Genomic DNA, 1026 nt, shown 5'->3' on the forward strand with positions numbered 1-1026 from the left:
GCCCTGGACCTCGACCAGGCGTTGTCCCAACGCGCCGCGGAGCTCAAGGAGCTGGGTTCGGAGGAGTCGCTCAACGTCCGTCGCGCCCAGGCCCTGGGTGATCTGGCCCGGGGTCAGGGCACCCTGGACTACGACAAGCCATCACGCCAGATCGTGCTCCATCTGCACGGTGACAGCTTCGTGGGCCGGTGTGACAACACCCGGACCCCGTTGCTGGTGGAGACGATCCGGGCGTGGTGTGCCAACCCGGATGCCACCATCATCGTCAAGCCCGTCCGCGATCTCGACGATCACATCCACGTCGCCGCCTACGAGGTCCCCGACCGGTTGGTCGAGCAAGACGCTCTCGTCGATCACCACTGCATTTTCCCGTGGTGCACCCGACCAGCCCGGGTCTGCGACTGTGACCACGCCCAGCCCTACGGCGAGGGCGGACCGACCTGTTCGTGCAACACCGCGCCCGCATGCAGGGGACATCATCGGTTCAAGACCCACGGTGGGTGGACCTACGACGTCCTGGACCGCGGGACCTACCTGTGGCACTCACCCAACGGACATCTCTACCTCCGTGACCACACCGGCACCGTGGCCCTCGACCACCCACACCGTCGACGACCCTGACCGCCCCACCACCCAGCAACACCGGCGGGGTCACCGGCACGCCTCGGCAGCCTGTGCGTCCACCCGGTCCGCTGCCCCTTGAAGGCGCGCGCGGAGGGACGACGACTCGACGAGTGCTTCGACCTGCGAGCCTCCAGGCGCAAGCCGTCAGGCAAGCGCGCGGTCCAGGGCAGCAGCGACGTGGAGGGCGGTGCAGGGGAACAGCGGCAGGTCGGAGTCGGCCTGGTGGACCAGCAGCTCCAGCTCGGTGCAACCGAGGACCAGGCCACCGGCGCCGGCGTCCCACAGCTCGTCGATCAGGGCGACGACGGTGCGGCGCGAGCCGTCGAGCACCTTCCCGTGCACGAGCTCGTCGTAGATGATCCGGTTGACGGCGTCGTGGCGGCGGGCGTCGGGCACATGCAC

Annotated in this window: 2 protein-coding genes; one reads left to right on the forward strand and one right to left on the reverse strand. The window is 68.9% G+C overall.

The window, feature by feature from the left end; all coding sequences use genetic code 11:
• The coding region (locus U1703_RS19115; RefSeq protein WP_332786983.1) for a hypothetical protein at positions 1-621 on the forward strand (621 nt) is incomplete at its 5' end.
• Between the two features lie 147 nt (positions 622-768).
• On the opposite strand, the gene U1703_RS19120 is transcribed toward U1703_RS19115, so the two are convergent.
• The coding region (locus U1703_RS19120) for an aspartate/glutamate racemase family protein (RefSeq protein ID WP_332786984.1) at positions 769-1026 on the reverse strand (258 nt) is incomplete at its 5' end.

It is taken from the genome of Sphingomonas flavida (assembly GCF_036663655.1).
Taxonomy (GTDB): domain Bacteria; phylum Pseudomonadota; class Alphaproteobacteria; order Sphingomonadales; family Sphingomonadaceae; genus Sphingomonas.